The 13094-nt window shown below is 46.5% G+C and carries 14 protein-coding genes and 1 pseudogene; 11 read left to right on the forward strand and 4 right to left on the reverse strand.

Annotated features, from left to right (window positions below):
- Positions 1-143: 143 nt before the first annotated feature.
- From RMO27_RS14915 to RMO27_RS14925, 3 genes and pseudogenes are all read left to right on the forward strand, one after another.
- Positions 144-341 (forward strand): annotated as a pseudogene (locus tag RMO27_RS14915) (cytochrome P450); the annotation flags it as partial.
- On the forward strand, positions 338-1102 hold the full coding sequence (locus RMO27_RS14920; RefSeq protein ID WP_309733856.1) for a peroxiredoxin-like family protein: 765 nt from the start codon (positions 338-340) through the stop codon (positions 1100-1102). The pseudogene RMO27_RS14915 and the gene RMO27_RS14920, both read left to right, overlap by 4 nt.
- 209 nt (positions 1103-1311) lie before the next feature.
- On the forward strand, positions 1312-2052 hold the full coding sequence (locus RMO27_RS14925; protein ID WP_309733859.1) for a hypothetical protein: 741 nt from the start codon (positions 1312-1314) through the stop codon (positions 2050-2052).
- Positions 2053-2208: 156 nt separating this feature from the next.
- Here the strand turns inward: RMO27_RS14925 and RMO27_RS14930 are convergent, their stop codons facing one another.
- From RMO27_RS14930 to rseP, 4 genes are all read right to left on the reverse strand, one after another.
- Complete coding sequence (locus tag RMO27_RS14930) at positions 2209-2874, reverse strand: DUF2301 domain-containing membrane protein (protein ID WP_309733861.1); 666 nt, start codon at positions 2872-2874, stop codon at positions 2209-2211.
- Between the two features lie 51 nt (positions 2875-2925).
- Complete coding sequence (locus tag RMO27_RS14935; RefSeq protein WP_309733863.1) at positions 2926-3696, reverse strand: RDD family protein; 771 nt, start codon at positions 3694-3696, stop codon at positions 2926-2928.
- 70 nt (positions 3697-3766) lie between these two features.
- Positions 3767-4717, reverse strand: coding sequence for a hypothetical protein (locus RMO27_RS14940; protein WP_309733865.1), 951 nt, complete (start codon positions 4715-4717; stop codon positions 3767-3769).
- Between the two features lie 139 nt (positions 4718-4856).
- The gene (gene rseP / locus RMO27_RS14945; protein ID WP_309733867.1) at positions 4857-5948 is read right to left on the reverse strand and encodes an RIP metalloprotease RseP; all 1092 of its coding nucleotides are present in this window, start codon (positions 5946-5948) and stop codon (positions 4857-4859) included.
- Between the two features lie 170 nt (positions 5949-6118).
- Between rseP and rpsO the strand changes: the two genes are divergently transcribed.
- The 8 genes from rpsO (at position 6119) to RMO27_RS14985 (ending at position 12969) form a co-directional block, all read left to right on the forward strand.
- Entirely contained in the window at positions 6119-6397 is a 279-nt protein-coding gene (rpsO, locus tag RMO27_RS14950) for a 30S ribosomal protein S15 (RefSeq protein WP_309733874.1), read from the forward strand.
- Positions 6398-6504: 107 nt separating this feature from the next.
- Positions 6505-6981, forward strand: coding sequence for a PAM68 family protein (locus RMO27_RS14955; RefSeq protein ID WP_309733876.1), 477 nt, complete (start codon positions 6505-6507; stop codon positions 6979-6981).
- Positions 6982-7058: 77 nt separating this feature from the next.
- Positions 7059-7856, forward strand: coding sequence for an acyl-ACP--UDP-N-acetylglucosamine O-acyltransferase (gene lpxA, locus RMO27_RS14960; protein ID WP_309733879.1), 798 nt, complete (start codon positions 7059-7061; stop codon positions 7854-7856).
- 323 nt (positions 7857-8179) lie between these two features.
- Complete coding sequence (locus tag RMO27_RS14965; protein ID WP_309733881.1) at positions 8180-8719, forward strand: Dps family protein; 540 nt, start codon at positions 8180-8182, stop codon at positions 8717-8719.
- A 195-nt stretch (positions 8720-8914) separates the two neighbouring features.
- Entirely contained in the window at positions 8915-9397 is a 483-nt protein-coding gene (locus RMO27_RS14970; protein ID WP_309733883.1) for a hypothetical protein, read from the forward strand.
- Positions 9398-9697: 300 nt separating this feature from the next.
- A complete protein-coding gene (locus RMO27_RS14975) occupies positions 9698-9937 on the forward strand; it encodes a CsbD family protein (protein ID WP_309733884.1) in 240 nt (79 codons plus the stop codon).
- 523 nt (positions 9938-10460) lie between these two features.
- Entirely contained in the window at positions 10461-11897 is a 1437-nt protein-coding gene (locus RMO27_RS14980) for a PRC-barrel domain-containing protein (RefSeq protein WP_309733886.1), read from the forward strand.
- A gap of 346 nt (positions 11898-12243) precedes the next feature.
- Complete coding sequence (locus RMO27_RS14985; protein WP_309733889.1) at positions 12244-12969, forward strand: tetratricopeptide repeat protein; 726 nt, start codon at positions 12244-12246, stop codon at positions 12967-12969.
- Positions 12970-13094: the final 125 nt, after the last annotated feature.

Here is a 13094-nt window from a genome sequence, read left to right on the forward strand (position 1 = left end):
AAATGTTGTTTGATAATAGCTACAATATTCGTCGATAAAACTAATCGTTTGTGCTGCTGCTCTTGGCTGTGTCATATGCCTTGCCTTCTCTTCAGCCCTACCTTTCTATTTTATCTCTCCTAGAGTGATAGAAGAGGGATACGTTTGCCACTTATGGCGGTGGCTCGCGGATCTGTATCGGGATGGCTTTTGCCCAGATGGAACTCAAAATTATGGCTGCCAAGCTGCTGCGTCACTATAGTTGGGAATTATTACCCAATCAAAATCTCACCCTCGATCCGATTCCGACCCTCCATCCCCGCGACGGTTTAAAAGTCAAATTTCAGCAATTAGCAGCATGAATATCTACTCAATCTTGCAACAAACCGATCGACTCCGCATTAGCGATCGCGAGATCGTCCCCATTTTGAGTGGTTGTGAGTCAGCGAAACAATTGCTAGTCATCGTTTGTCCGCAATTGGGCGATTTTGATAGTCTCGAATATGCTTGGTGGCTGCAACGGGAACGCCAGCAGTTGGCCGAACGCGGCGTAACGGTGCGGATGGTCGGGATTGGCGATCGATCTGCTGGCTTGAAATTTTGCGAGTTTACTGGATTTCCTGCTGAATGGTTATTTATCGATCGTGATGCGAAATTGCATTCCCAGCTCGATCTGTATCCAGGTTTGGCACTCAAATTACCAAGTTTATCGATCACTCAAAATGCTTGGGTCAATCTGATTTTGATGTGTGCGGGGATTGGCAGTCCGGGGACTCTCCGCGAAGTTTTGCGAGGGTATACAGGCGATCGATCTGCACCCCAATTAATCACTGCCGATGAGACTGTCCGCGCGCAGCCATTGCCGCCAATTCAGGGATCTTTTTTCGATGTCGCGGGTGGTAGTGGTTTTCAACGACCGTTTGAATTGGCGACATTGAGACTGCGAAATATGGCTGAGGTGCTAAGTAATTGGCAGACCTACGTTCCCGATCCGAGTTATTTGACCCAACGTGGCGGGACTTTTTTATTCGCTGCCGATCGAGAATTAATCTACGAACATCGCGATCAGGGAATTTTGGGTTTTGCGGCTAATATGAGTCAACCATTAGCATTCTTAGGTTGATGTCGCACCGATCAGTAGCGATCGACACCTAGATCGCACAAAGTTAAGTGCACCCAGATTACAATACTGAACTATCTCCAGTTACACTAGATCGACTAAATTTTGCATAAAGATCCAAAACACACCCAATCGATAATGTAGCAATTACAATTCAAAGCAAACTGTGATTTATTTCTGAGTCACTACCAACTATTTGCGAGGTATCGATCGTGCGCTTTCTCTATTCTGGTATTGGTTTCAACCTAGCACTTGTCGGACTCAGTGCTACCAATTTGACGGCGATCGCGTCTCCGGCAACATTACCGCTCGTTGGCGTTGGCGAAGCCTCTCCCCTGGAGAATCAAGTGCCCAGTCATCATCTGACACTGCGCCAAGATAGCCGCTCCACTAGCAATCTGACGGTTATCAAAGGAAATGGGGTCGAATTTACCGTCCCAGCAGGATTCAAAGGTGGTAGACCGACTAGTGAGGAGACAAAAGCAATTATCGCAGCCGCGACCGAGCTGAGTCCGACAATGGCCTCATTTGCCAAGTTAGTCGATAGCGATCCCGCATTTATCAGAGCGATGGCTTTTAATACTACCAAACCGGATCTGCCAGAAGTCGTCCTGATTACCCGCTTGCCGATTCCCGCAACTGTCACCATGTCAGAGCTGGAAGCAACAATGGCAAAAGTTTTGCCCTCAATGCTGCCAGAATCATTCAAGCTAGTCGAACATAAGTTAGAGCAGGTGGGAGCGCGACAAATCGTGCGGTTGACAGTCACTGCCGATATTCAAGGTGCCACATTGAAAGAATCGATCGGTTTATTTCGAGAAGGCAATGAAGTCTTTCAAGTCACCTATGTCTATAGTGGTGCGAGTGCGCGACAAGCTCAACCCACTTTCGAGCAGATTATTAATACCTTTAAAGCTGTAGCTGGCGGATCGGGTTCGGCAGTACAAGGCTAGTACCGAATTCAGATATGATTTTAGTTAGCGACGATTCCCGAAATTTGAGGTAGGGGTAATTCATGAATTACCCTTACCTCAAATTTCGAGGGCGTTTCATATCCTAATTCAGCAACGCCAAAAAAGTTATCACCATCTCCCAGTCCCCTCATCCAACTAAGAATTTCGCTGTGTGGCTAAATATTCAAATACTGACTTATCGCCAATATCGGGTGGAATTGGTTGAATGACTTTGCGGATGGCAAAGACTAAAAATAATCCCGCCCAAACTGCTAATAAGATCGGTTCAACAGCTTGCGGCAGCATTTGCGTCAGATGCCCCAATAATAGTAAAGGCACGATCAAGACTAATAACTTTGTTTCTAAGCGATTGAAACAAAAAGCTTCTTTAAAAAAGATGCCAGTTAGGGCGGCAAAGATAAAGCCTACGCCTAAAATAGTTAACGGCTGTTGGTAGACAATTTCACCGATCGATTGCTGGTAATAGAGCGCAAAGCCGATCGCACTCGCACAACCGATCGCCCAAAATATTTGCAGCGTCCGATGTAAAATAACCATATAAATATGAATATTTGCCAGCGCAATTCCCATCGCCACAGCGAAAATCGTGGCTAAGACTGTCAGCAAGTTCGATAAAGTTTCGCTGCTAAGTAGTTCCGATTTTGATAAGACAGCGATCGTCCCCAGTCCAAAACTTAACGCCGCTACCATCAAAGCAGTACGATAAATTACCACTTCTTGCCGATCGTCTTCATTAATTGTGAACGATCCAAACTGACCTTGATAGATGATGGGATCGAGATTTGATTCGATGGTTTGCATAAATTTAAGTGTGATAAATTTAGTTAAAATAGAACTTAAATAATCGATTTGCTAACTGCGAAATTGTTGCTGATAAGCGAGAAAAATAGCTTCGATCGTCAGATGCGCTTCGGTAGTGGGCAGTCGATCGGTTAATTCCAATCGTTCTAATAATTGCTGTGCCAATCGATCGCTAACTTGAGCTTTGGCAGCGGGGGTGAGGTTGGGATAGCGGTAAAGATATTTGCGAATTGTGGCAAATTGGTCGGGAGTAAGCTGGGCAATCCGCCCGGTTGCCATCAATCGATCGGCTATATCTGTAGCTGCTGGCGATAAGACGATCTTTTTATCGCTCACGGCTTGGCCTTCTTGGATCGAGATCGTGCCAGCGACCCAGTCACCAAGGCGTTTTTCCTGGGACGTAAATAAAATGAGGATTAACCCTAGAAATAAAATATCGTCGATCGGTCGTAGTAGCGATCGAATAATTGATTGCTGGATACCAACATTTCGACCGTCATCTTTAATTACCCGAATTTTAACATATCTTTTACCAGGAGTTTGACCGCGCCACCAGGTTTCAAACAATACGAAATAGCCGATATAGACAACAAACAGAATTAAGATTTGAATTGCAGCCAGCCACTGTCGAATCGGATCGGAGCGCAGCCACGGTACTTGGGAAAATAGCAACCCCCAAGCCAACAATACTAAGAATAGTGCCAAGCTCCAAATTACATAATCAATAATTAAAGCCTGAGTGCGATTGCCGATGCCAGCTAAAATAAATTCTAACTCAACACTCTCTGGTGTTTTAGATTTGACTCGATTTAAGAATTTCATATTGTCAGGATTCGCGATCGCGATTGGCAAAACACTACTGTTAAAAAGTTGGCTTCACACACCACGCAATCTAAATAACTAAATCATTGCCTTCGTGACGATTGCGCAAGTCATAATAGACGATCGCTTTAATTATCTGCCAAAATGGCATGATAAACAGCTCGACGGCGATCGTTACAAGTGTGCCCACGAGAATTAAGATTCCCCCCATCACTTGCGTCGCTGCATCGGTAGTGATGATCGGACTAGTCATCATTTGACCAGCAAAACTTGGCACACTCCCGATCGTACTCGCTGGTGCCACAATCAGAAAAGCGATTGTCATAATCAACAGGACATTCCCAACGGCATTGGCTGTCAATTGGCGGCTACGCCGAATGCTGAAGTTGGCTGAAGTAGTCGATTCGACGGCTAGCGGTAATTCGGCAACAAACCAATAAGCGTAGTAGCGCAGGATCGCGGCCATCCAAAGGAGAAATAACCCGATCGCCAACAACCCGATGCTAAATGAGACGACTAAATTGTCAGGAGAAAGCTTGAAGACATAAACTAACACCGTGACGAAGATCCCAATCATGACGATCAGCGCGACATAGCCAACAATCCCAACTAAGGAAATATAAAAACCTAATAACAACGACAGCCGCAAAAATCCCCAGGTACGTGGCAATAAATACCTAGTAGCATCAGCGATCGTTTCTGGGGCATTTATTAGTTCTTGATAGGCTAAGCGGCTAATGATGGCGCGATCGGTGGCATATTTGGCCGCAAAATATAGAGTTACCACCAGTCCGCCCAGAACGACTGGAATCGCCACCAGCCAAGACTTGGTAGCAGCATAGAGTGCCGCACCGATCGCGAATAGTCCCAGCCAAGCGGCTCCCATCGCGAAAATCCAAGCTGTCGCGCGGAGAGAAACCTGCAAATAACGTTTGAAGTTGGATTTGTAGAGGGTGGTGCTGGTGGTAATGACATTGCCAATACTTAGTGTACCAACTGGATCGGAAGTATTTTTTGCCATGGATCTAGCTTGAGATGGGCGGATGATGGTGATGCTCGATGGTAGATCTCGACGCAACCTGCCGATCCAAGCTGGCTAGCATTCATTTGAGCAAGCCGGAGTGGCTGGTGCGGTGGCAGCCGCCACTGCTAGACCGATGTTACTTAAAAAATTGCTGAACGCTGGATAGATTGGCTGTATCTCGAACTACCAAAAATACACCTAATCCTAGCAGTAAAAATAAACCCGTTTGCATCACCGTTTCTTGGAATTTCATCGGCAATGGTTTGCCGAGCAAGCCTTCAAACACTAAAAAGGCCAATTGACCGCCATCTAATGCTGGTAACGGCAAAATATTCATCACGGCTAAATTGATGCTGATTAACGCGCCAAATTGGAGCAATCCCGCGATATTATTAGCGGCGATGTTCGAGCCGATTTCGACAATCTTGATCGGGCCGGCGATTTGCGTGGCCGTATCGCCAAAGTTGGTGACTAATTGAGACAATCCCTGAAAAGTCAGTACCACCACTCGCTCGAATTCATTAGCACCTTTGACTAAGGCATCGATCGGACTGACGGCTCGATCGATAATAATATCGGCATTGGGCGCGAGTTTGACCCCGATCTGGCCTTTGCCTTCAGCATTAGCATCGGGTGTGACTTTGATATTCAGCGTTTCGGCACCACGTTGGACTTCAAAAGTCATGGGCAACTGGGGATGGTTTTGGATTTCGGCCATCAGTTTGACGATCGCGGGCTTACCATCGCCCAAGGGATTTTTATCTACTGCTAAAATTACGTCTTTGGCTACTAGTCCAGCTTTGCCCGCTGCCGTACTCAGATTGTCGGCAATGCCGGCGATCGCGACACCAGGATGATAATTAATTTGTTGAAATCCGATCACGCTGACTTGGGTGACGAGTAAGAAATAAGCAAAAATCAGGTTAGCAATCACGCCCGCACTAATGACGATCGCTCGATCAAGCAATGGCCGATTGCGGAGTAAATTGGGATCGGTGGGCGGAATATCGCTATCGGGATCGTCATCGGGAAAGCCGACAAAACCACCGAGTGGCAATGCTCGCAGGGCATACTCAGTCTGTTTGCCTTGATATTTTAATAATATTGGCCCAAACCCGATCGAAAATTTATTGGCATAAATTCCCTGCAATCTGGCTGCCAAAAAGTGTCCCAGCTCGTGGACAAAGATTAATACTGCTAAAACGCCGATCGCCGCCAATGTTGACATATTTTCTCTTAGTTTGACCTACTATCCCCATTTTAATCGGCGATGGGGAGTGTGGGGAAATCGGATGGCGATCGGTCAGGCCACACTTAAAGTAGCGGTAAGGATAGTCAAATCTAACTGGAAATGCTAAAATAGTAAGTTGCAAAATTTAACTATAATTTTCAGTATTCATGACCCTAACTCAAGAACGCAAGCAAGAGATCATGTCACAGTATCAGTTGCACGCAACCGATACGGGTTCTTCGGATCTCCAAGTCGCCATGCTGACTGAAAAAATCACCCGCCTCAGCGAACACCTCAAAACCAACAAAAGCGATCACGCTTCCCGTCGCGGCTTGTTGAAAATGATCGGCCAACGCAAACGTTTGCTAGCATTCATCCAAGGTGAAAGCGTCCAACGCTACCAAGCTCTCGCCGACAGCCTCGGTATCCGTCGCGTCAAAGACTAGTCAGCAAGTTGTTGTAACTAGTTTGGGGGCTAGTAACCAGAGAAGGTTATTCTCTACCCCCGATCCTCTAACCGTTCCCATCACCAAGCGAAACTTCGAGCAGCCCTATGCCTGATGACAATCCCCGCCCATCTGTCCCGTTTGAGCCGCGCACCAACAAGCAGCGGAAACCCGCAGCCCAAAAAGGGACACCAATCGTCAAGCCCCAGAACCCAGCACCAGCAATGGACGAACAGGGTTCGGGCTACATCCCTGATGTCGTCAGCAAACGGATGATTCGGCGGGTGCTGGTATTTTGTGGCATTCCTGTGATTACGGGGATGGGGATCTTTTTGGGCAGTTATTGGGTAATTGCCAATCACTTATTCAAAGTTCCGAATACGGTCGTGTTGCTGACGAGTATGGGGTGTTTGGGATTGAGTGTCTTGGGATTGACCTATGGGATTCTCTCGGCTTGCTGGGACGAAGAGGACGATGCCACAGGGAGTCTCTTGGGCTGGACGGAATTTAAAATCAACTTCGGGCGGATGGCGGATGCCTATCGGGCTTCCAAACAGATGCAAACCGATCGTGATTTTGATTAAACGCCGATCGCGTGCCGTTGTCGGGATGCGTCCGTCGGGTATAATATTTGCGGCAATTAGCTCTACTTTCCCCTTCTATGCAGATCCATCCCACCGCCGCGATCGAACCTGGGGCGAAAATCGGTACGAATGTCTCGATCGGTCCATTTTGCTACATTCGCCATGATGTTGAAATTGGGGATAATTGCCGCTTAGATGGACATGTCACGTTACTACCCTACACATCGATCGGCCAAAACTGTCATCTGCATAGTCATGTCGTCATTGGCGATCTGCCTCAAGATCTAGCATTTAAAGACGAACCGAGCTATGTCCAGATCGGGGACAATTGCAGCATCCGCGAAGGTGTGACGATCCATCGCGGTACCAAAGCGGGTTCGGTGACGATCGTCGGTAATAATTGTCTGCTGATGGCCTACTCGCATCTAGCGCATAATGTCCAACTCGGTGATGATGTGATTGTCGCCAATGGCGCACTGTTAGCCGGATATGTCGAAGTTGGCGATCGCGCCTTTATCAGTGGTAATTGTTTGGTACATCAATTTGTGAGAATTGGTAGATTGGTGATGATGGCTGGCGGTTCTGCCGCGCAAAAAGATATTCCCCCTTTTTGTATGACGCGCAGTACCACGCTCAATAAGGTGATGGGTTTAAATACTGTCGGTTTGCGGCGGGCAGGATTGACATCTGAAGACAGGATTACGCTCAAACGCGCTTTTAAAATTTTATATCAATCGAATCTGCTTATCCCCGAAGCATTAACAAAATTAGAAACTGAATTCGATACAGATTTAGTCCGCGAAATTTGCGATTTTATCAAACATTCACAACGGGGGATCGCTGGCTACGTCCGCCAACGGCAGCGCGAAGACTAAAATCGTAACTACAAAATTCAGCAATATATTTAACGCTTGAACATCTAGCTCTCTGTCGATCGACAGAGATTTTTTTTGATAAGTTCAAGCGATAAATCCGTCTGTTGATTGATTTGGCGATCGGGTGGTTCCTAGTATAAATGGAAGATGAAACCCACAGATGAATTTAATACCATGAAATTCAATATCGACACTTTAGTCGATCGAATCCGGCACAAACTCCCCAAATTAATCGGTGCTACTATTTAGCACCAAATCTGCGCTTAGGCAGATAAGTGTGCATTCTAAACTTACTCAATTAACATTCTTGGAGAAAAATACAGATGCGTCCGATTAATATTGGTCTAACCGACGAGCAACGCGCAGGTGTCATCGATTTACTCAATCATGATTTGGCAGATGCATACCTGCTAGTCGTGAAAACTAAAAAATTTCATTGGGATGTAGTCGGCCCTCAATTTATCTCCTTGCACGAACTTTGGGATAAGCATTACGAGGCAATTTCGACCAATATTGATGCACTCGCCGAACGCGTCCGCGCACTGGGTGGTTATCCGATCGGGACGATGAAAGGATTCTTGGAGTTTACAACTTTGGGCGAACAGCCGGGGAATATCCCAATGGCGACAGGCATGGTATCGGCTCTAGTCAAAGATCACGAGCAAATCGTGCGCAACTTACGCGGGCACATCGATAGTTGTAGCGAGAGTTATCACGACCAAGGTACGGCGGACTTCTTGACTGGATTGATGGAGCAGCATGAAGAAATGGCCTGGATGTTGCGATCGTTTATCGAAGGTGAAGCTCTCTCTGCCAATGGCGCACGCCCCGATCTGGAGAGCAAGTCTCCAGTTGGCGTCTAATTTGAGCCAATTTCTCAAATCGTCACCAAAGTTGGGCGATTATCACCGAGCTGAGCATCAGGATCGATACTGATCGTGGGATCTAGCTACCTCGATCGATAGAGTGTAGATCTTCCTTTTAACTGATAGCCCAACTGGGGATCGATCGTAAAGTGGTAGTTACTTGAGTTGTGCGACCGCACACCCGAACCAACTATGGACGATCCCAATATCTCATACCAAGATCTCGCAGCTCGCGGAGCCAGCGACTCTGCGCCACAGGTTGACTGCGATCGACTTCAAACCATCACCGAGGCTTGCTCGGTGATGAAAGATGAAATGGCTAGCCAAGCCCATCACATCATTGGTGGTAACAAGCTGATGGGCAAACCGCCAACTATTACTCAGGCTTGCTCTGTCATCAAAGATCGTATGACTAGTGAAGCTCAACAAATTTTATCGAATCAACAGCCGCCAGTAAAGTCACAAACTTTTACCCAAGCTTGTGACTCGATTAAATCAGAAATGGTTCAAACAGCTCGCCAAATTATCCCGAAGACCGAAACGGCAATATCTACACCTACAGGCGGGGATACGTCCGAACGGTTTGCGAGTGAGGATGCGGATGCTCATTTCTATTTGCATCCGATCGAGCAAGCCCAGAAAGCGATGCTCGAATCTCAATGGTTCGAGCAGTAAATTACTAGTTCGATAATTTCTGTGTGTTATTACTGAACTTAGTAATTCGATTTACCCCCGATTTCCATCGAAGTCGAGGATAAAGTTTTAGTCGAACTGTTTTGTCTCAAACTCGCCAATAGTGACAATTACTAGCTCACGAGTGCCTCCATCGACCGATCTCGATCTAATCGATCGATAGATCTATTCACTCAATCTTGTGTGCGCTAAGTATCACTTTTAGGAGAGAGGGATAATTACAGAAAATTGTATATTGTGAACAGTTCAAATAAATAATATTAATAACTAGGACAAAACATCATGAGTATCGAAGAACGTGCTAAAGCAGCAGCTCAAAATGCCGAAGGAAAAGTTCAAGAAGTAGTCGGTAAAGTCACTGGCAGCTCCGAAGATGAAGCCGCTGGTCAAGCCAAACAGACAGCCGCTAAAGTCCGAGATGGTGTCGAAGATGCTAAAGACAAAGTTGTAGATAAAGCCAAAGAATTAGGTAACAAAATGCAGGATGGTATCGATCGTGCCAAGGCAGACCTAAATAAATAGGCGATATCATTATTTTTAACGGCAACCAGGTATTTTCGATGATTAAGACTCGGGCATTCGTCCGAGTCTTTTTGTATCTTTAAACCAATTCGCATGTTCGATCGTTGTCGTACGCAAGATCTTGTCTTTAGAAATAGCTAAAATATCCGTTAAATCTTTCTAACGATATAGTTCACAATTAGGGTTTTTAGCTCGATCGAGCGATGCTCTAGGTAAAGTTAAATGAATAAGATTAACTTAACAGAATAACTTTGAAAATAAGATTTTTTTATGCCCCGTCTCATTGGTAAAACCTCAAAAACCCCCCTATACACTACGCTGTTGATTGTAGTTACAGCCGTAACCGTAACTGGTCTAGAGTACATTGGCGCGATCGATATCGTTCCAGGCTTTAGTAGAGACAACCCGACAATGCGAGTTTCTAACCTAGCAACTCCCAGCCTGGGACGAACCAAAATATCATAACGCTGCTGTCATTTGCTGTATAAATTCACCAGTTTTAAACAAAAGGAGCATCAAGATCGTGCGTAAGGGAAAAGATATCATTGGCAAACCGATTATCGCCTATGACACAGGCGAAAAAACTAACAACATTATCGATCTGATTTTTGACCAAAATAATAATACGCTGTTAGGGTTTTTGATTGAGGAGAGTACTTGGTTTAGCGATGCTAGAGTTTTACCGCTGAATCTAGTCAAAGCGATCGGGATCGATGCGGTAATTATTGCCGATCGAGGGGCGATCTCCCCCGCTCGCGACTACGATCTGATTGACAAAATTTTAAGCAATAACAATGTCTTAAATGGCACGCGAATTATGACCACAGATGGTCGCAACCTTGGCAAACTAGTCGATTTCTATTTCGATGAAACTACTGGCACGATCGAGGGCTATGAAACTTCTGGTGGGCTATTTGCTGATACCTACTCTGGTCGATCGTTTGTGCCGGCTCCCAAAACGCTCAAAATCGGTCGCGATGTCGCCTTCGTACCCGTCGAGACGATCGAGCTAATGGAAGAGCAAGTCGGTGGGATTAAAGCTGCGATGCAAACCGCTAGCGAAAAGCTCCAAGCTACCGCCAAAGTCGCTAGCGAACGCCTCCAAGATGGTACGCAAATAGCCGGCGAAAAATTTCAAGCCGCTGGCCGGCTAGCCACTACCAGAGTCACGGATACCGTTATCGACCGCTCAGCTCAAAAAGCGTTTGCGATCGGGAAGGTTGCCCGTCAAACCCTACACACTAGCGACGGTGGGACTTTGGTGCTAGCTGGCGAAACGATCTCACCGAGCATCGCGACAGCCGCCGAACGCTTAAATGTCCTCGACGAGCTGTACAGAGCTGCTGGTGGAGGTTTGAGTGAGCCACTCCGAGATCGGTTTGATACCGCAATGGCCGGATTGACAGTCGAAAGTGCTTTGGGCAAACGTTCGCAGCGGGCAGTCTATACGCCAGCAGGCTATATTATTGCGGCGCAAGGGCAGATTATTACTACTCAAGCAATCGAGCGCGCCAAAGTCGCCCACCAAGAGGCCGCTTTATTAGATGCTGTGGGCTTCTCTCCTACCGCAGCCGCTCAGTCTCAAGCTGGTGTGCTCGCGACCACTAACAGCGATCGACTCCAGGCCAATACCGCACTGGCTAGCGACCAAATTCAATCAGGCGCGGCGAATATGTGGGAACGAGTCAAAGAAACCGCTAATGAGTTACAGGGTCGCAGCACGCAAGCGATCGAAGAAAAGCGGGTTAAAGGAGCGTTGGGTCGTCCGACGACGCGGGTAATTCTCGATCGCGATGATGAGGTAATTCTCAATGTCGGCGAATTGATCGGTCACAAAGCAATCGACGGTGCTCGCGATGCCGGGATGCTAGATGTGTTGCTCGATTCGGTTTATACCGAGACACCGCAGCTTTCACTCCAAGAGTTAAAAGCACCAGAAAAGGGTAGAGCGGCACTGTAGGTAGTCGATAGTTGCCGTGGGTTATCGATCAAGTCAAATGACTCGATCGATCCTAAATTCTCTGTTTCAAGCAATTTAAGAGCTAATGATTTTCTAGGCAATATCAAAACCTCAATACATTGTTTCTTGACTGATGGTGATGGCGTGAGTTGCCATCCTCAGTCATTAATGACTGAAGTTTTAACATCTAAAAATCTTGGTGTGGTTTGAGTCAAACTAACTTTCGCTACATCCTAACATGATATATTACTAGCCTCGATCGACTAGCCACCGCGCTGGATCGGAGGGAGCGATGAGGGTTGGGACAAGTAGACAAAGCACGAGCGAGAGTCAGCAAGATTGAAAGATGCTTAAGAAAAAGCGAGTGGCCGATCGCTTGGAGGTGAGATCGGATTACTATAAATACACACATCAAACCATTAGACTTTATATGCTTTCTAGAATCTCACTGTGGGCGGGAACGATCAGCATGGGCGCAATGATGATGCTCATACCACCGAGTGCCACAGCCAAAAGTTCGGTAGAGTCTACTCAGGCAGTTAGAACGACTGCGGTAGCAAGATCTAGAGTCAGGAGACAAGGTTCTTCTGGAAATTACTTCACCTCAGCAGCTCAGAAATACCAGCAGGGCGATTATCAGGGTGCATTAAATGATTACAATCGCGCCATTCAAATCAACCCGCGAAATGCCAATGCCTACTACAATCGCGGTTTGCTCAAAGCCACTAAATTTCAAGATCCCCAAGGCGCACTAGCTGACTATAATCGCGCCATCAAAATCAAGCCCGGTTACGATGCTGCCTACAACAATCGCGGCAATCTCAAAGTCGAACAACTCAAGGATTATTCGGGCGCACTAACTGATTACAATCGGGCGATTAAACTCAAGCCCAGAAATGCCGATGCTTACTACAATCGCGGCGTGCTCAAATACACCCTATTAACCGATCGAACTGGTGGCATTGCCGATATGCAACAAGCAGTCAAATTATTCCAAAGACAAGCGAACAGTCAAAACTCTCAAGTGGCTAGCGACTTAATCAAAGAATGGCAACAGCCCACTGCTAGGTAGTCTGTTTTGCCCAAACCCGATCGATTTTGCGAACTTAAAACTATTCTAGGCGTTGCTTAATTCAGGAATGATTTTCTTTGGAGGAGATCTCGAAATTTGGGTAGGGGCAATTCATGAATTGCCCC

Source organism: Chamaesiphon sp. OTE_75_metabat_556, assembly GCF_031378165.1.
Taxonomy (GTDB): domain Bacteria; phylum Cyanobacteriota; class Cyanobacteriia; order Cyanobacteriales; family Chamaesiphonaceae; genus Chamaesiphon.

Excerpts from the sequence above, each read along its gene's own strand:
- RMO27_RS14955 (WP_309733876.1), top strand. The coding sequence starts at position 6,505 with ATGCCTGATGACAATCCCCGCCCATCTGTCCCGTTTGAGCCGCGCACC.
- RMO27_RS14920 (WP_309733856.1), top strand. The coding sequence starts at position 338 with ATGAATATCTACTCAATCTTGCAACAAACCGATCGACTCCGCATTAGC.
- RMO27_RS14940 (WP_309733865.1), bottom strand. The coding sequence starts at position 4,717 with ATGGCAAAAAATACTTCCGATCCAGTTGGTACACTAAGTATTGGCAAT.
- RMO27_RS14930 (WP_309733861.1), bottom strand. The coding sequence starts at position 2,874 with ATGCAAACCATCGAATCAAATCTCGATCCCATCATCTATCAAGGTCAG.
- rseP (WP_309733867.1), bottom strand. The coding sequence starts at position 5,948 with ATGTCAACATTGGCGGCGATCGGCGTTTTAGCAGTATTAATCTTTGTC.
- RMO27_RS14935 (WP_309733863.1), bottom strand. The coding sequence starts at position 3,696 with ATGAAATTCTTAAATCGAGTCAAATCTAAAACACCAGAGAGTGTTGAG.
- RMO27_RS14975 (WP_309733884.1), top strand. The coding sequence starts at position 9,698 with ATGAGTATCGAAGAACGTGCTAAAGCAGCAGCTCAAAATGCCGAAGGA.
- RMO27_RS14985 (WP_309733889.1), top strand. The coding sequence starts at position 12,244 with ATGCTTAAGAAAAAGCGAGTGGCCGATCGCTTGGAGGTGAGATCGGAT.
- lpxA (WP_309733879.1), top strand. The coding sequence starts at position 7,059 with ATGCAGATCCATCCCACCGCCGCGATCGAACCTGGGGCGAAAATCGGT.
- RMO27_RS14965 (WP_309733881.1), top strand. The coding sequence starts at position 8,180 with ATGCGTCCGATTAATATTGGTCTAACCGACGAGCAACGCGCAGGTGTC.
- rpsO (WP_309733874.1), top strand. The coding sequence starts at position 6,119 with ATGACCCTAACTCAAGAACGCAAGCAAGAGATCATGTCACAGTATCAG.
- RMO27_RS14970 (WP_309733883.1), top strand. The coding sequence starts at position 8,915 with ATGGACGATCCCAATATCTCATACCAAGATCTCGCAGCTCGCGGAGCC.